13 protein-coding genes and 5 tRNA genes are annotated in these 16149 nt (G+C 69.3%); all 18 read left to right on the top strand.

Features of this window, described 5'->3' with window-relative positions:
• Positions 1–128: 128 nt before the first annotated feature.
• The 18 genes from cysE to rpoB all read left to right on the top strand — a co-directional run bounded on the left by cysE (position 129) and on the right by rpoB (position 16146).
• Positions 129–926 carry a serine O-acetyltransferase gene (gene cysE / locus ACZ5T9_RS02500; RefSeq protein WP_464833725.1) on the top strand — a complete coding sequence of 266 codons (798 nt, stop codon included), beginning with the start codon at positions 129–131 and terminating at the stop codon, positions 924–926.
• A gap of 46 nt (positions 927–972) precedes the next feature.
• Positions 973–2562 (top strand): cysteine--tRNA ligase, encoded by a 1590-nt coding sequence (cysS, locus tag ACZ5T9_RS02505; protein WP_464833726.1) that lies wholly within the window; start codon positions 973–975, stop codon positions 2560–2562.
• A 125-nt stretch (positions 2563–2687) separates the two neighbouring features.
• Positions 2688–3479 carry a 23S rRNA (guanosine(2251)-2'-O)-methyltransferase RlmB gene (gene rlmB, locus ACZ5T9_RS02510; RefSeq protein WP_464833727.1) on the top strand — a complete coding sequence of 264 codons (792 nt, stop codon included), beginning with the start codon at positions 2688–2690 and terminating at the stop codon, positions 3477–3479.
• Between the two features lie 278 nt (positions 3480–3757).
• Complete coding sequence (gene sigH, locus ACZ5T9_RS02515; protein ID WP_242823324.1) at positions 3758–4381, top strand: RNA polymerase sporulation sigma factor SigH; 624 nt, start codon at positions 3758–3760, stop codon at positions 4379–4381.
• A gap of 345 nt (positions 4382–4726) precedes the next feature.
• A tRNA-Thr gene (locus ACZ5T9_RS02520) sits at positions 4727–4798 on the top strand.
• 106 nt (positions 4799–4904) lie between these two features.
• Positions 4905–4987, top strand: a tRNA-Tyr gene (locus ACZ5T9_RS02525).
• Positions 4988–4992: 5 nt separating this feature from the next.
• Positions 4993–5069, top strand: a tRNA-Met gene (locus ACZ5T9_RS02530).
• Positions 5070–5106: 37 nt separating this feature from the next.
• Positions 5107–5179, top strand: a tRNA-Thr gene (locus tag ACZ5T9_RS02535).
• A gap of 271 nt (positions 5180–5450) precedes the next feature.
• Entirely contained in the window at positions 5451–6638 is a 1188-nt protein-coding gene (tuf, locus tag ACZ5T9_RS02540) for an elongation factor Tu (RefSeq protein ID WP_006902817.1), read from the top strand.
• 239 nt (positions 6639–6877) lie between these two features.
• A complete protein-coding gene (gene rpmG / locus ACZ5T9_RS02545) occupies positions 6878–7027 on the top strand; it encodes a 50S ribosomal protein L33 (protein ID WP_006902818.1) in 150 nt (49 codons plus the stop codon).
• Between the two features lie 270 nt (positions 7028–7297).
• Positions 7298–7375, top strand: a tRNA-Trp gene (locus ACZ5T9_RS02550).
• 236 nt (positions 7376–7611) lie between these two features.
• Positions 7612–7827, top strand: a complete 216-nt coding sequence (gene secE, locus ACZ5T9_RS02555) for a preprotein translocase subunit SecE (RefSeq protein WP_207635409.1) — start codon at positions 7612–7614, stop codon at positions 7825–7827.
• Between the two features lie 449 nt (positions 7828–8276).
• Entirely contained in the window at positions 8277–8987 is a 711-nt protein-coding gene (gene nusG, locus ACZ5T9_RS02560) for a transcription termination/antitermination protein NusG (protein ID WP_006902820.1), read from the top strand.
• Between the two features lie 140 nt (positions 8988–9127).
• Entirely contained in the window at positions 9128–9556 is a 429-nt protein-coding gene (rplK, locus tag ACZ5T9_RS02565) for a 50S ribosomal protein L11 (protein WP_006902821.1), read from the top strand.
• Positions 9557–9654: 98 nt separating this feature from the next.
• The gene (gene rplA, locus ACZ5T9_RS02570; protein WP_006902822.1) at positions 9655–10356 is read left to right on the top strand and encodes a 50S ribosomal protein L1; all 702 of its coding nucleotides are present in this window, start codon (positions 9655–9657) and stop codon (positions 10354–10356) included.
• Between the two features lie 421 nt (positions 10357–10777).
• Positions 10778–11305, top strand: coding sequence for a 50S ribosomal protein L10 (gene rplJ, locus ACZ5T9_RS02575; protein WP_006902823.1), 528 nt, complete (start codon positions 10778–10780; stop codon positions 11303–11305).
• Positions 11306–11383: 78 nt separating this feature from the next.
• Positions 11384–11767, top strand: coding sequence for a 50S ribosomal protein L7/L12 (gene rplL, locus ACZ5T9_RS02580; RefSeq protein WP_006902824.1), 384 nt, complete (start codon positions 11384–11386; stop codon positions 11765–11767).
• A gap of 668 nt (positions 11768–12435) precedes the next feature.
• Entirely contained in the window at positions 12436–16146 is a 3711-nt protein-coding gene (gene rpoB, locus ACZ5T9_RS02585) for a DNA-directed RNA polymerase subunit beta (RefSeq protein WP_464833729.1), read from the top strand.
• Positions 16147–16149: the final 3 nt, after the last annotated feature.

Raw genomic sequence — 16149 nt, forward strand, 5'->3', positions numbered from 1 at the left:
TGGCCCGGGGGCCGGCAGGAGGGGGGTGACCGGCCGTCCCGCCGCGGGACCGGCACCCAATCAGAGTGGAACCGCGGGCCCTCCCGCCTCTGAAGGCGGAAGGGCCCTTTCATTTGGGGGTGGAGCCCATGCTGCGCCGCCTGCTGGAACGCTTGAGGGAAGACATCCAGGTGGTCTTCGAGCGCGACCCCGCCGCCCGCTCCGTCTGGGAGGTGGTCTTCTTCTACCCCGGGCTGCACGCCTTGTGGATGCACCGCATTGCCCACTGGTTCTACCGGCGCCGCCTGTACTTCATTGCCCGGGGAATATCCCACTTCTCCCGGTGGCTGACGGGGATCGAGATCCATCCCGGTGCCCGCATCGGGCGGCGGTGCTTCATCGACCACGGCCTGGGCGTGGTGATCGGGGAGACGGCGGAGATCGGCGACGACGTCACCATCTACCAGGGGGTCACCCTGGGCGGCACGGGGAAGGAGCGGGGCAAGCGTCATCCCACCCTGGGCAACGGCGTCCTGGTGGGGGTGGGGGCCAAGGTGCTGGGCGCCATCACCATCGGTGACAACTGCCGGATCGGTGCGGGCGCCGTAGTGGTGAAGCCGGTGCCCCCCAACTGCACGGTGGTGGGGATCCCCGGCAAGGTGGTGATCCGGGACGGCCGCCGCGTGGGGGTCGACCTGAACCACGGCGAGCTGCCCGACCCCGTGTCCGAGGCGATCCAGCGCCTGCAGGATTACGTGGAGGAGCTGGAACACCGCCTGCTGACCCTGGAACAGGAGAGGGCGGCGCTGGAGCAGGAAAGGGCCGCGGCCACCCGCGAGCACGTCAACGGGGGACCGCAGGGCGCCGGGCGACCGGGTGCTGCGCCCGCGGCCCTTGAATCGGACGAACGCGGCCGCCGGCCGGCGGGAGCGGCCTGCGGGCAGTAGCCGGGCGTGAAGGGGTCAAGGAAGGGGACAGAGGAAGGGGACGAGCATGGCCATTCAGATCTACAACACCCTGACGGGACAGAAGGAGCCGTTCGAGCCGCTGGAGCCCGGCCGGGTGCGCATGTACAACTGCGGCCCCACGGTCTACGACTACTTCCACGTAGGCAACCTGCGCACGTTCCTCTTCTTTGACGTGGTGCGCGGCTGGCTGGAGTACCGCGGGTACCGGGTCCGCTACATCCAGAACTTCACCGACATCGACGACAAGCTGATCCGCCGGGCCGCAGAGCGGGGGATCAGCGTCAAGGAGCTGGCGGACGAGCAGATCCGGGCCTACTTCGAGGACGCCGACGCCCTGGGCATCGTCCGGGCCGACGTCCACCCGCGGGTCTCGGAGAAGATCGGGGCCATCATCGGCCTGATCCAGCGCCTGATCGACCAGGGTTACGCCTATGTCGCCAACGGCGACGTTTTCTTCGACGTCTCCCGCTTCCGCGACTACGGCAAGCTCTCCGGCCAGCGTACCGAGCAGCTGCTGGCCGGTGCCCGGGTCGAAGCTTCGGAGAACAAGCGCAACCCCCTGGATTTCGCCCTCTGGAAGGCCCAGAAACCGGGCGAGCCCGCCTGGGACAGCCCCTGGGGCCCGGGGCGGCCCGGCTGGCACATCGAGTGCTCGGCCATGGCCATGGACGAGCTGGGCACCACCCTGGACATCCACTCGGGGGGCAGCGACCTGGTCTTCCCGCACCACGAGAACGAGATCGCCCAGAGCGAGGCGGCCACGGGCCAACCCTTCGCCCGCTACTGGATGCACGTGGCCCTGGTCCAGGTGGGCGGCCAGCGCATGGGCAAGTCCATGGGCAACTTCTGGCGGGTCCGGGACCTGCGCGCCCGTTTCCACCCCGAGGCGATCCGCCTGTTCATCCTCTCCGCCCACTACCGCAACCCGCTGGAGTTCAGCCTGGAAGCCCTGGAGCAGGCCGAGCGGGCACGCCAGCGCCTGGCCAACTTCATCGCCCATCTGGAGCACCTGCTGGCGGTGGCGCCGGCGGGGGACGAACCGGCAGCTCGGGCGGCCTCCGGGGGTGCGCAGGACGACCCGGCGGAAGCCCGCCGGGGTCTGGAGGGTCCCGGCAGCGCGGTGGGGACCGCGGCAGGGACCCCCGAGCGGGCGGGTGCGCCCGAGAGCAGCCTGGTGCCGGCGGCACAGGTGGACTGGCCCGCGCGCCTGGCCCAGGCTCGCGCCGAGTTCGAGCAGGCCATGGACGACGACTTCAACACCGCCGACGCGCTGGCGGCCCTCTTCACCCTGGCCCGGGACGGCCACAAAGCGCTGGGGCCCGGCAGCCCGCGGGCCTGGATCCAGGCCACCCTGGACCTGATCCGGGATCTGGGGCGCCCCTTGCGCCTGTTCCGCACCGGCGCCGCGGGCGAACCGGCCGGAGATGCCCAGGCGCTGCTGGACCTGCTGGTGGAGGTGCGCCAGTACGCCCGCTCCATCCGTGACTACGAGCTGGCCGACCGGATCCGCGACCGCCTGGCCGAGCTGGGCTACATCCTGGAAGACACGCCGGCGGGGACGCGGGTGCGCCGCCGGGAGCACCCCGAGCCGCTGGCGCGGGGGGCGCGACCGTGACGGCTCCGGCGGGGCGGGGCCGGGACAGGGGAGGAATCCGGGGCCCCCGGCGCCGGCCCGCGACAGGGGGCGGCGCCGGGGGGCGCCCCCGCGCGGCGGCCCCCGGCGGGGCAGGGTTCCTCCAGGTGGAAGGGCGGCAGCCGGTGCTGGAGCTCCTGCGCAGCGGCCATCCCGTCCGGCACGTCTGGGTGGCCGCCGGGCGGCGGGGCGCGGCCCTGGCAGAGCTGGAGGCGCTGGCCCGCCGCCGGGGCGTACCGGTCACCGAGATCGATCCGGCGGAGCTGCAGCGTCGCGCCCAGACCGAGGGACACCAGGGGGTCATCGCCCTGGCGGCCCCCTTGCCGCAACCGGACCCTCTGGATCTGCTGGAGGTGGCATCCCGGCGGCGCGAGCCTCCTTTGCTGGTGATCTGCGCCGGAATCCAGGACCCGCACAATCTGGGTGCCGTCTTCCGCTCGGCGGAGGCGGCGGGGGCCCATGGCGCGGTGGTCCCGGTCCATCGCAGCGCGCCGCTGGGGCCCACGGCGTTCAAGAGCTCTGCCGGTGCCCTGGTTCACCTGGCGGTTGCCCAGGTGGCCAACCTCAATCAGGTGGTCCGCCGGTTCAAAGAACAAGGGGTCTGGGTGGTGGCGGCCGACCCGGAAGGGGCCCAGCCCTATGACCAGTGGGACTGGACCCGGCCCACGGCGCTGGTCCTGGGCAGCGAGGGCCGGGGCATCCCCCCGCTGCTGCTCCGGCAGTGCGACGACCGGGTCTTCATCCCCATGGCCGGGAAGGTGGCGTCCCTCAACGTATCGGTGGCCGCCGGCATCCTGCTGTTCGAGGCGGCGCGCCAGCGCCGGCAGCGCGGCGCGGCTCCCGGCGGAACCGGCGGCAGCGGTCCGGCAGGGGAAAGCGGGACCCGCCCGCATCCTTGACGCTTGTCGAAGCACGCCAGTATAATGGCCTTGCGATTTGTCCACATGTAGATTCCGACCAGGAAGCTTTCCGTCCCGTAGGCGCCATCACCGGTCGGTATTTCCGCAACTTCGCGCATATCATGGGAGCAAAACCGGTTGTCGGGTACCCGCCCTTACGGCAAACCCTCGTTGCGCGCGGACCCCGCTAGCCGCCGTGACCCTGTCTGACGGAGGCGATGGAGACGGTGAACGCCCAGGCGCATGCGTCTTCACTGGTAGATCGGGATCTGGACCGGATGGAAGATGAAGAAATCGTCGAAATCGCCCGGCAGGGAAACCCGGAGGCGCTGGAATACCTCATCGGAAAGTACAAGAATTTCGTCCGCGCCAAAGCGCGCTCCTATTTTCTGGTGGGCGCCGACCGGGAAGACATCATCCAGGAGGGCATGATTGGGCTTTACAAGGCCATCCGTGATTTCCGCAGCGATAAGCTGTCGTCCTTCAGGGCCTTTGCTGAGCTTTGCATCACGCGCCAGATCATTACGGCCATCAAAACGGCCACGCGCCAGAAGCATATTCCCTTGAATTCTTATGTATCGCTCAACAAGCCCATTTATGATGAGGATTCGGACCGAACCTTGCTGGATATCATCTCCGGGTCGCGGGTGACGGATCCGGAGGAGCTGTTCATCAGCCGGGAAGAGTTTGGCGACATCGAGCAGAAGATGGGCGAAATCCTGAGCGAGCTGGAGTGGCGGGTGCTGATCGCCTACCTGGATGGCAAATCGTATCAGGAGATCGCCGATGAGCTCAACCGGCACGTCAAGTCCATCGACAACGCCCTCCAGCGGGTCAAGCGGAAGCTGGAGCGCTATATCGAATCGCGCAATCAGCAGCTGGACCAGCCGGCCCGGGCTTGAAGCCCGGGCCGGCTGCACTGGCGGGGCCGCCGGGCGGGGGTCCGCCGGGGTGCGTGGAAGCCGCGCGGGGAAAGGGCGGGCCGGGGCGCGCGTGCGCACCCGGAGCGCGCCGGCACCGGCGCGGCCGGGGTCCGCCAGGGCGGGTGCGGGTGCGGCCCGGCGACGGGAGCACGGCGGCGAGCGCGCCGGCACCGCCCGGGGGCGTCCCCTGGGGTGTCGCCGCGTGGGCCGCCTGCATCGGGGCGCTTCCCGGGCGGTGGCGTTTTCTCGGACGGCCGGGAGCCCCGGGAGCCAGTTGCGAGGGGGCGACTCCCGTGGTATCATCGGTCTTGCGGTTGGATCCGTGCTGGCGTAGCTCAACGGTAGAGCAGCCGCCTTGTAAGCGGCAGGTTGTCGGTTCGAATCCGTCCGCCAGCTCCGATCGCCTTCCCCGGGGTCGCTTGACAGGCCTGATATAATGAGAATCGGCGTTCGGCCCAGCGGTCGCCCGGTGGGACGGCCGCGGCGGGACGAGCGCAGGCATGGAGAGGTACCGAAGCGGCCAAACGGGGCAGACTGTAAATCTGCTGGCTTACGCCTTCGCTGGTTCGAATCCAGCCCTCTCCACACGACGCGGGGTAGAGCAGCCAGGTAGCTCGTCGGGCTCATAACCCGGAGGTCGTGGGTTCAAATCCCACCCCCGCAACCATTTGATTGTTGTCTGTGGGCCTGTGAAGCGGCCCCGGGCTGCCGTAGCTCAGTCGGTAGAGCACAGCCATGGTAAGGCTGGTGTCGGCGGTTCGATTCCGCCCGGCAGCTCAAGGAAGGTGTGATGGCCCCCGCCGTGGCGCGGGGGCCATGCCGTTTCTGCCCGCGGCGGGGCATCCTGAAGGGCGGGCGCCAGCGGTGGGCGGTGCGGGAAGCCCCCGTCGGCAAGGGACCCGGGGGCGGGGGCTCGTCCGGGCCCGGCCGGCTGGCCATTTCCTCCTCTGCCGTCCGCTTGTCCCACCCCATCCAGTTCAGTACAATAGAGCCGCTTATTTTGGGCGAATGCCTGCAATCTCCGTGCAGATCGGGAGGGTGTGGCCCCATGGCCAAGGCCAAGTTCGAGCGGACGAAGCCGCACGTGAACGTGGGGACCATCGGGCACGTGGACCACGGGAAGACGACGCTGACGGCGGCGATCACGAAGGTGCTGTCGAAGCAGGGGAAGGCGCAGTTTGTGGCCTACGACCAGATCGACAAGGCGCCGGAGGAGCGGGAGCGCGGGATCACCATTGCGACGGCGCACGTGGAGTACGAGACGGACGCGCGGCACTACGCGCACGTGGACTGCCCGGGGCACGCGGACTACGTGAAGAACATGATCACGGGCGCGGCGCAGATGGACGGGGCGATTCTGGTGGTGTCGGCGGCGGACGGGCCGATGCCGCAGACGCGGGAGCACATCTTGCTGGCGCGGCAGGTGGGCGTGCCGTACATCGTGGTGTTTTTGAACAAGGTGGACATGGTGGACGATCCGGAGCTTTTGGAGCTGGTGGAGCTCGAGGTCCGGGAGCTTTTGAGCCAGTACGACTTTCCGGGGGACGAGGTGCCGGTGATCAAGGGGTCGGCGCTGAAGGCGCTGGAAGGGGATCCGGCGGCGGAGCAGGCGATTTTGGACCTGATGAAGGCGGTGGACGAGTACATTCCGACGCCGCAGCGGGACGTGGATAAGCCGTTCCTGATGCCGGTGGAGGACGTGTTCTCCATCACGGGGCGCGGGACGGTGGCGACGGGCCGCGTGGAGCGGGGCCGGGTGAAGGTGGGCGACGAGGTGGAGCTGGTGGGCTTCACCGACAAGCCGCGGAAGACGGTCGTGACGGGCGTGGAGATGTTCCGGAAGGTGCTGGACGAGGCGGTGGCGGGGGACAACATCGGGTGCCTGCTGCGGGGGATTGACAAGGACGAGATCGAGCGCGGGCAGGTATTGGCGAAGCCGGGGACGATCAACCCGCACAAGAAGTTCATGGGGAACGTGTACGTGCTGAAGAAGGAAGAGGGCGGGCGGCACACGCCGTTTTTCAACGGGTACCGGCCGCAGTTCTACTTCCGGACGACGGACGTGACGGGGGAGATCAAGCTGCCCGAGGGCGTGGAGATGTGCATGCCCGGGGACAACATCGAGATGACGGTGGAGCTGATCACCCCCATCGCCATCGAGGAAGGGCTGCGGTTCGCCATCCGCGAGGGCGGCCGCACCGTGGGCGCCGGCGTCGTCACCAAGATCCTGGAGTAGGTCGCTGCCGGCGAGCAGGCAGGGCTTTCCGGCGGCGAACGGGGCAGGCCGTCTTTGACAGGCGTCCTGCCCCGTGCTACATTCAGTGGGGCAAACGGCAGGGCCGCCTGCCCCGCTGCGCTTTCAGCCTGCCGGCCGCACCGGTACCTGTCCTCCCTGGCGCAGTGCACCGTCATCGCATCCTCGCGGTGAAGGCAGGGCGGGGCGGGTCCGGGCGGGCGGCCGTGGAGGAATGAGCCATGCGCGTCGTCATCAACCTGGAATGCAGCGAGTGCAAGCGGCGGAACTACGCCACCACCAAGAACAAGCGCACCCACACCTCGCGGCTGGAGCTGCGCAAGTACTGCAAGTGGTGCGGTCGTCACACCGTTCACCGCGAGACCCGTTGATCCTTGACGGCAAGGGTGGGGTCTGCAGGCGCCGGAGCGGGGGGCGTGGCGGCAGGTGGCCTGGCCCGAGGCCGGTGACGCCAGCGCCAGGCCCCGGCCCGGTGCCGCCGGATGAGCCCGGCCCTTCCCGGCAAGGACCCCAGTCCGGGACAGCGCCCTCCGGCCCCCTGGCCGTCGTGCCGGCAATTGACCGCCCTGCAGGGGGCAGGTATAATCAAAGCGCTCCGGGTTTCTGTTCCGGGCTGTGGTCGTAGTTTGCGCCGTATTCGCAGGCCCGTAGCTCGAACTGGTTAGAGCGGCGGACTCCAAATCCGCAGGTTGGGGGTTCGAATCCCTCCGGGCCTGCCATCTTTCTTTCCGCTTCCCAATGCGGCTCTGTGCCTGCGGTCCTGCCGTGCGCAGCCGCTGCGTGCAGCCAGGGAGCAGGTGCGTGGGTTGGGGACGTGGATTGTAAAACTCATCATGGCCAGGGCTTTCTTTTTTTGCCCTTGTGAGGTGACGGTGCCATGGCGCGGCAGCGCGGATCGGTCGCCCCACCGGCGGCGGGCAGCCGGCCGGCCGGGGCGGCAGGAAGGGATGCAGCGATGGGCAGGCGGGTATCCGTGCGCGGGGCGGTGGAGAGGGTCGCCCGGTTCTTCCGCCAGACCGTAGCCGAGCTGCGCCGGGTGGTTTGGCCCAACCGCCAGCAGACCGTGACCTACACGGCGGTGGTGCTGGGCACCGTCGCCTTTCTGGCAGCCCTGATCTGGGTCGTGGATTTCGTGATCCGGCAGGTCATCCAGCTGGTGTTGCCGGGTTGATCCAGACATTGACCCATGGCGGCCATCGCAGGGGGATCATCCGGCGACCCTTCCCGGCTTGAACGGGCAAGCCGTCACGGCTCAGCCGCTGCCGGCGCGGCGCCGCCCCTGCAGCAAGGGCCGGCCGGTGTGATACGCCCGGCGAAGTCGATGCGATACGCCCGGTAGTGTGGGAAGGGGCGGGCCCTTCCCGCTGCGGCCATTCCGGTTGCCGTGGCCGGTGGCCCGCGCCAGCTCGCTGCAGCGCCGGCCGGCGACGGGTGCCTTCACCAGGGCGGCACCGCCGGGCGAACCGGCGGCCGGGCGGGCCCGGCGGGCCGGGCAAGGGGACCCGGAAGCCGGCGACGAGCCGGGCAAGGTGACCCGGGAGCCGGGGGATCAGGGCAGGTGCGGCAGGCGGTACCGGCACAAGGCGAAGGGGGTGACGGGTTCCTCGGGAACCCGCGACCATGGTGCGAGAGCGGCATGCGGAAGAATTCCGATCCGACGAGCCGGGGACCGGCGGGGCACTGGACGGGCCCGCCGCGCCAGGACGCGGCGATGGAGCGGCAGGGGCCGCCGCGGGAGACGGCCCGGAGGCGGCCGGCCGGGAAACGGTCCCGGAGAGCACGGGCCAGCCGCCGGCCCCGAGCGACCCCCGCCGGCAATGGTACGTGATCCACACCTACTCCGGATACGAGAACAAGGTCAAGGCGAACATCGAGAAGCGCGTGCGCACCATGGGCATGCAGGACAAGATCTTCGAGGTCCTTGTTCCCACCGAGGAGGCCATCGAGGTCAAAGACGGCAAGCGGCGCACCGTGCAGCGCAAGGTCTTCCCGGGGTACGTGCTGGTCGACATGATCATGACCGACGACTCCTGGTATGTGGTGCGCAACACGCCGGGGGTTACGGGCTTCGTGGGGGCCGGGAGCAAGCCCACGCCCCTTCTGCCGTCGGAGGTCGAGCAGATCCGCCGGCAGATGGGCGTCGACGAACCGCGGCCGCTCATCCGGTTCGAGGTGGGCGAGTCCGTCAAGGTGGCCGACGGGCCCTTCGAGGGCTTCATCGGCCAGGTGGAGACCATCGACCACCAGAAGGGCAAGCTGCGGGTCCTGGTCTCCATGTTCGGCCGGGAAACTCCGGTGGAGCTGGACTTCACCCAGGTCGAGAAGCTTTAATGGTGCAGTGACCGTGGCCGCCCGCCCGGTGCCGGCCGGCGGCTTCCGTGCGGTCCGGCAGGCCGGACCCTGGTGCAGGTGCCGGCCGCGGGACCCGCGGCCGGCGGGCGGGACGCTGCGGGAGCGGGAGGAGAGGCGACGTGGCCAAGAAGGTCATCGGCAAGATCAAGCTGCAGATTCCGGCCGGCAAGGCCACACCGGCGCCGCCGGTCGGTCCGGCTTTGGGCCAGCATGGCGTCAACATCATGGCCTTCACCAAGGAGTTCAACGAGCGCACCAAGGACCAGGTGGGCCTGATCATCCCCGTGGAGATTACGGTCTACCAGGACCGGTCCTTCACCTTCATCACCAAGACGCCCCCGGCCTCCATCCTGCTGGCCCGGGCGGCGGGCGTCGAGAAGGGGTCGGGCGCGCCCAACAAGAACAAGGTCGGCCGCGTCACCCGGAAGCAGATCCGGGAGATCGCGGAGCTCAAGATGCCCGATCTGAACGCGGCGGACGTGGAAGCCGCCATGCGGCTGATCGAGGGCACCGCCCGCAGCATGGGCATCGAAGTGGTCGAGGCCTGACGCGGGCCCGCCCCGAGCCTGATCGGCCTGTTCTTCCATGAATCACCTGTGGGAGACGGCTGCAAGGCCGTCGTCCGGACCACGGAGGTGGATCTTGTATGCCGAAGCACGGCAAGCGCTATCGGGGTGCGGCGGCCCAGGTGGACCGCCAGCGCCTCTACGAGCCCGAAGAGGCCCTGGCCAAGGTGAAGGAGCTGGCCTCGGCCCGCTTTGACGAGACGGTGGAGGTGGCCCTGCGCCTGGGCGTGGATCCGCGCCACGCGGACCAGGTGGTGCGCGGCACCGTCACCCTGCCCCACGGCACCGGCCGGACCGTGCGGGTGCTGGTCTTTGCCAAGGGCGAGCCGGCCAAGGCCGCCGAGGCGGCCGGCGCCGACGTCGTGGGGGCGGAAGAGCTGGCCGAGCGCATCCAGCAGGGCTGGCTGGACTTCGACGTGGCCATCGCCACCCCCGACATGATGGGTGTGGTGGGGCGTCTGGGCCGCATCCTGGGCCCGCGCGGGCTGATGCCCAACCCCAAGACGGGGACCGTGACCTTCGAGGTGGCCGACGCGGTGCGGGAGTTCAAGGCCGGTAAGGTGGAGTTCCGCACCGACAAGGCGGGCAACGTCCACGTCCCCATCGGCAAGGTGTCCTTCACCGTCGAACAGCTCAAGGAGAACCTGGATGCCCTGGTTGAGGCCGTGGTGCGGGCCCGCCCCGCGGCAGCGAAGGGCCAGTACATCCGCTCGGTCACGGTCTCGTCCACCATGGGTCCGGGCATCCGCATCCGCCCGACGGCCGTCGGGCAGGTGGCTTGACATCTTTCGGCCCGAGGGCTTGCTCCGGGGCCGAAGTTCTGGTTTCCTTTCTTCACGGTGAGCACGGCGGGCGGGCCGCCAGGCCCGCCCGCCGCAAGGCGTTACCGCAGACAGCAGGTGCCTGTGCTTAAAGGGCCGTCCGGGCCCGCCTGCCGAGGTAACGGTGACAGCCGGTCAGGACAGGCCCCATCGGGCGATGGAGGCGCCCCGGTCACCTCCGGTCATGCCTGCTGACGGCCGTGCGGCCGGCGGGCGGCCGCGGCGGGGCGCCGTCCCCGGTGGCCGCGGCCTCGGGCCGCGGGGGCGGGTTCGACCCGCCGGGTCCTGACTCGAACCCGTGCTGCAACCGTACCCCGGCGGGAGCCGCCGGGGTTTCTTGTTCCCCGGCACCGGGCGGTCCGGCCCGGAAGGGGGTGACACCTTGCTCAACAGGGCCCAGAAGGAAGCGCTGGTGGAAGACCTGGCAGGCAAGTTGCAGCGCGCCCAGGGCGTGATCCTTACGGATTTCCGCGGGCTGAACGTGGCCGCGACCACGGAGCTGCGCCGGCGCCTGCGCGCCCAGGGCGTGGAGTACCGGGTCATCAAGAACACCCTGATCCGCCGGGCGGCGGAGAAGGCAGGCATCGAGGGCCTGGACCCCTTGCTGGAGGGGCCCACGGCCCTGGCCTTCGGCTTCGACGATCCGGTGGTGGCGGCCAAGGAGCTTTCCCGCTTTGCCCGGGAGTACAACCAGCTGCAGATCAAGGGCGGCCTCCTGGACGGCCGGATCATCGGTGTCAAGGAGGTCCAGCAGCTGGCCGACCTGCCCTCCCGGGAGGAGTTGCTGGCCAAGGTCATGGGCGGCATGCAGGCGCCCCTGTACGGCCTGGCCGGCGTCCTGGCGGCCACTCTGCGGTCCTTCGTCTACGCCGTCGACGCGCTGCGGCGCCAGCGGGAGGCGCAGGCCTGAGCCGGCGCGTCCCGCTTAAGACCGGTGGCCGGACGGAATTCCGGCCACCCCAACATGACCCCACGAGGAGGGATTGCGGTGTCCAAGGTGCAGGAAGTGCTGGACATCGTGAAGGGCATGACCGTGCTGGAGCTGGCGGAGCTGGTCAAGAAGTTCGAGGAGGAGTTCGGCGTCTCCGCGGCGGCTCCGGTGGCGGTGGCCGCGCCCGCGGCGGCGGCGGGCGCCGCGGCTCCGGCGGCCGAGGAGGAGAAGACGGAGTTCAACGTCATCCTCAAGGACGTGGGCGCCAACAAGATCCAGGTCATCAAGGTCGTGCGCGAGCTGACGGGTCTCGGTCTGAAGGAAGCCAAGGACCTGGTGGACAACGCGCCCAAGCCGATCAAGGAGGGCGCCTCCAAGGAAGAGGCGGAGCAGATCAAGGCCAAGCTCGCCGAAGTGGGCGCCACGGTGGAGATCCAGTAAGACCGTGGGCTGGGGCGAGACGCTGGGCTGCGGCGCCGGTGCGGTCCTGCGGGGCGGCACCGGCGCCTACTCCTTTTAGGCCCGCTGTGCAGGCCCGCATGATGGCGCTGTGCAGGCCCAAAGGACGACGGCGGGGTGCCACCAGAAGGCCGCCAGTAAGCCGCCAACAAGAAAGCCCATCCCGACCGGGTGGGCCTTACCCTTCGGCTGCTGCGGGAAACCGTGGGACAGGCTGGCGGCATTGACAGGGGTATGGCCTTGCGCTAGCATTATACCTTGCCACTGTTATTGGTTTCCGTCAGTGGCAGGTGACCATGCGCACAAGACCCACCGACCCCGGGACGATTCCCGGAGCCCGCATGACCATGGTGCCGCCATCCTTGGCCTGGTGGTTCGGCACCGGGACGCATAGTTCCTGCAAGTGGACTCCATGCTTGTGGCGATTTGCTTGCCGCCTTGATCCCTCTGGGGATGGGCCGCCTGTGTAAAGGGTATGAACCGGAGGTGACCGCAGGGAAGGGACCGGCCCGGGCGTTGCCGGGGCCGGGTGGTGGTCGAACCGGCGGCGCCGCTGCGGGCCGCCGGCGAGCGGCTGGCCCTGCCGTGCCGGGCGGCAGGGGCGGACGGGCGCAACGATGGCGGATCCTCTGCCGAAGGGGTGTGAAGGCATGCCGCACGTGGTCAAGAGCGGGAAGCGCGAGCGGCTGAGCTTCGGGCGCATCCACGAAGTCCTGGACCTGCCCAACCTGATCGAGGTGCAGCTGAACTCCTACCGGTGGTTCCTCAACGAAGGCCTGAAGGAGACCTTCCAGGACATCTCGCCCATTCAGGACTTCACGGGCAACCTGGTGCTGGAGTTCGTGGACTATTCGCTGGGCGAGCCCAAGTATTCCGTCCAGGAGTGCAAGGACCGGGACGTCACCTACGCTGCGCCCATGCGGGTGAGGGTGCGCCTCATTAATAAGGAAACGGGCGAGGTCAAGGAGCAGGAGGTCTTCATGGGAGACTTCCCGCTGATGACCGAGCACGGCACCTTCGTGATCAACGGCGCCGAGCGCGTCGTGGTCAGCCAGCTGGTCCGCTCGCCGGGCGTCTACTACAGCGTGGATTATGACGCCAACGGCAACCCGCTCTATTCGGCCACGGTCATCCCCAACCGCGGTGCCTGGCTGGAGTTTGAAACCGATGCCAGCGGCGTGGTGTATGTGCGCGTCGACCGCACCCGGAAGCAGCCCGCCACCGTGCTGCTGCGGGCCCTGGGCTACCAGACCGATGCCGAGCTGCTGGAGCTGCTGGGCGATACCGAACACGTCCGGGCCACCCTGGACAAGGACAACACCGACTCCCAGGCCGAGGCCCTGATCGAGATCTACAAGCGCCTGCGGCCCGGGGAACCGCCCACCGACGAGAGCGCCCGCCAGCTTCTGGACAACCTGTTCTTCGACCCCAAGCGCTACGATCTGGCGGCCGTGGGCCGCTACAAGATGAACAAGAAGCTCAACCTGCGGGCGCGGCTCATCGGCCTTTACGCCGCGGAAGACGTGGTGGATCCCCAGACGGGGGAGCGGATCGTGGAGGCGGGCCAGCGGTTCGACCGCCAGCTGGCCCAGCGGGTCCAGGCGGCGGGCGTGCGGCGGGTGCGGGTGCGCACCCCCGAGGACCGCGAGGTGGTGGTCCTGGGCAACGGCCAGCCCGACACCACGGTCCGCACCCTGACCCGGGAAGACATCGCCGCCATCATCAACTACGCCTTCGGCCTGTTTGCCGGCGTCGGCACCACCGACGACATCGACCATCTGGGCAACCGCCGCCTGCGCTCGGTGGGCGAGCTCCTGCAGAACCAGTTCCGCATCGGCCTGGCGCGGATGGAGCGGGTCATCAAGGAGCGCATGAGCATCCAGGACGCCGACGCCATCACGCCCCAGGCGCTGATCAACATCCGGCCCGTGGTGGCGGCGGTCAAGGAGTTCTTCGGCTCCAGCCAGCTCAGCCAGTTCATGGACCAGACGAACCCGCTCTCCGAGCTCACCCACAAGCGCCGGCTGTCGGCCCTGGGGCCCGGCGGCCTGAGCCGGGAGCGGGCCGGGTTCGACGTGCGGGACGTGCACCACTCCCACTACGGGCGCATGTGCCCCATCGAGACGCCGGAAGGTCCCAACATCGGCTTGATCGGCGCCATGGCGACCTATGCCCGGGTGAACGAGTACGGCTTCATCGAGACGCCGTACCGGAGGGTGGAAAAGGGCCGGGTGACCGACGACGTGGTCTACCTCACGGCCGATGAGGAGGACGAGTGCGTCATCGCCCAGGCCAACGCCGAGCTGGATGAGAACGGGTACTTCAAGGAGAAGCGGGTGGCCGTGCGCTTCCGCGACGAGGTGCGCCTGGCCGCGCCCGAAGAGATCGACTACATGGACGTCTCGCCCAAGCAGGTGTTCTCCATCGCGACGGCGCTGATCCCGTTCCTGGAGCACGACGACGCCAACCGCGCCCTGATGGGGGCCAACATGCAGCGCCAGGCGGTCCCCCTGATCCGCACCGAGGCCCCCCTGGTGGGCACGGGCGTCGAGTACCGCACCGCCGTGGACTCGGGGGTGGTGATCACCGCCCGCCGGGCGGGCACCGTGCGGCGGGTGACGGCCCGCGAGATCGTGGTCGAAACCGACGACGGCCAGCGGGACACCTACCACCTGATGAAGTTCGAGCGTTCCAACCAGGGCACGTGCTTCAACCAGCGGCCGCTGGTGCGCAAGGGCCAGCGGGTGGAGAAGGGCGACGTCCTGGCCGACGGCCCCTCCACCGACCACGGCGAGCTGGCCCTGGGCCGCAACGTGCTGGTCGCCTTCATGCCCTGGGAGGGCTACAACTACGAGGACGCCATCCTGATCAGCGAGCGGCTGGTCAAGGATGACGTCTTCACCTCGATCCACATCGAGGAGTACGAGTGCGAGGCCCGCGACACCAAGCTGGGTCCGGAGGAGATCACCCGCGACATCCCCAACGTGGGCGAAGACCAGCTGCGCGACCTGGACGAGCGCGGCATCATCCGCATCGGGGCCGAGGTCCGGGCAGGGGACATCCTGGTCGGCAAGGTGACGCCCAAGGGCGAGACGGAGCTCACCGCCGAGGAGCGGCTCCTGCGCGCCATCTTCGGCGAGAAGGCGCGGGAGGTGCGGGATACCTCCCTGCGGGTGCCCCACGGCGAAAGCGGCATCGTCGTCGACGTCAAGGTCTTCTCCCGGGAGAACGGCGACGAGCTGGCGCCGGGCGTCAACCAGCTGGTCCAGGTCTACGTGGCCCAGAAGCGCAAGATCTCCGAGGGCGACAAGATGGCCGGCCGCCACGGCAACAAGGGCGTCATCGCCCGCATCATGCCGGAGGAAGACATGCCCTTCCTCCCCGACGGCACGCCGGTGGACATCGTCCTCAACCCTCTGGGGGTCCCCTCGCGCATGAACATCGGCCAGATCCTGGAGTGCCACCTGGGCTGGGCGGCCAAGGCCCTGGGGCTGTGGGTGGCGACCCCGGTGTTCGACGGCACCGGCGAGGAGAGCATCCGGGAGCTTTTGCGCAAGGCGGGCCTGCCCGAGTCGGGCAAGACCGTGCTGTATGACGGCCGCACCGGCGAGCCCTTCGACAACGAGGTGACGGTGGGCTACGTCTACATGCTCAAGCTGGCCCACCTGGTGGACGACAAGATCCACGCCCGCTCCACCGGGCCGTACTCGCTGGTCACCCAGCAGCCCCTGGGCGGAAAGGCCCAGTTCGGCGGCCAGCGCTTCGGCGAGATGGAGGTGTGGGCCCTGGAGGCCTACGGCGCCGCCTACACCCTGCAGGAGCTGCTGACCGTCAAGTCCGACGACGTGGTGGGCCGCGTGAAGACGTACGAGGCCATCGTCAAGGGCGAGAACGTGCCCGAGCCGGGCGTGCCCGAGTCGTTCAAGGTCCTGATCAAGGAGATGCAGAGCCTGGGTCTGGACGTGAAGATCCTGAGCGAGGACAACCGGGAGATCGTGTTGCGGGAGGACGAGGAAGCCGCCGACACCGGCGGCGAGCTGGACCTGGACCTGGGCGAGCTGGCCCGGGCGGGCGCCCGGGTGCGGGCGGGCCGGCGGGCGGCCGAGGCCGGTTCGTACGACGAGGGTGACGGGTACGGCGATTATGACGGGGCCGGCGACGAAGGCCTGGAAGGTGACGAGGCCGGTGAGGGCGACTGGGGGGACAGCCCGGACGCCTATGACGACACCGACCTGGATGCCGGCTTCGACCTCCCGGACGTGGGCGACGACGCGGCGGACGAACCCGCCGACGGGGAGGACGAGGCGGGCGCGCCCGGTGACGAGGACGACGACCTGCGGGCCAGCGGAGGGGGCGAGTGAGGC

The organism is Thermaerobacter nagasakiensis, from assembly GCF_055396825.1.

Bases quoted from the DNA above. Each gene is read 5' to 3' on its own strand.
- cysE (WP_464833725.1), top strand. From the start codon at position 129: ATGCTGCGCCGCCTGCTGGAACGCTTGAGGGAAGACATCCAGGTGGTC.
- cysS (WP_464833726.1), top strand. From the start codon at position 973: ATGGCCATTCAGATCTACAACACCCTGACGGGACAGAAGGAGCCGTTC.
- sigH (WP_242823324.1), top strand. From the start codon at position 3,758: ATGGAAGATGAAGAAATCGTCGAAATCGCCCGGCAGGGAAACCCGGAG.
- tuf (WP_006902817.1), top strand. From the start codon at position 5,451: ATGGCCAAGGCCAAGTTCGAGCGGACGAAGCCGCACGTGAACGTGGGG.
- rpmG (WP_006902818.1), top strand. From the start codon at position 6,878: ATGCGCGTCGTCATCAACCTGGAATGCAGCGAGTGCAAGCGGCGGAAC.
- secE (WP_207635409.1), top strand. From the start codon at position 7,612: ATGGGCAGGCGGGTATCCGTGCGCGGGGCGGTGGAGAGGGTCGCCCGG.
- nusG (WP_006902820.1), top strand. From the start codon at position 8,277: ATGGTGCGAGAGCGGCATGCGGAAGAATTCCGATCCGACGAGCCGGGG.
- rplA (WP_006902822.1), top strand. From the start codon at position 9,655: ATGCCGAAGCACGGCAAGCGCTATCGGGGTGCGGCGGCCCAGGTGGAC.
- rpoB (WP_464833729.1), top strand. From the start codon at position 12,436: ATGCCGCACGTGGTCAAGAGCGGGAAGCGCGAGCGGCTGAGCTTCGGG.